This is a genomic window from Sabulibacter ruber, assembly GCF_017355955.1.
Classification (GTDB): domain Bacteria; phylum Bacteroidota; class Bacteroidia; order Cytophagales; family Hymenobacteraceae; genus Nibribacter; species Nibribacter ruber_A.
Window position 1 is genome coordinate 1 of record NZ_JAFFID010000215.1, and the last position, 241, is coordinate 241.

The 241-nt window shown below is 69.3% G+C and carries 1 protein-coding gene; it reads right to left on the reverse strand.

From position 1 onward, the window contains the following. The coding region (locus JT719_RS25095) for an adenylosuccinate synthetase (protein WP_207436497.1) at window positions 1–241 on the reverse strand (241 nt) is incomplete at both ends.

Consider the following 241-nt stretch of genomic DNA (forward strand, 5'->3'; position numbering starts at 1 on the left):
CGGTAGCCGACGCAGACCTTGATCTCGTCGAAGCCGTCCAGCACGTCCAGCTTCGTCATGGCGATGCCGTCGATGCCGCCTGTCTTGATGGCCTGGCGGACCAGCACGGCGTCGAGCCAGCCGCAGCGGCGCTTGCGGCCGGTGACCACGCCGAACTCCTTGCCACGCTGGCCGATCAGCTCGCCGATGTCGTCGGTCAGCTCGGTCGGGAAGGGGCCGGAGCCGACGCGCGTCGTGTAGG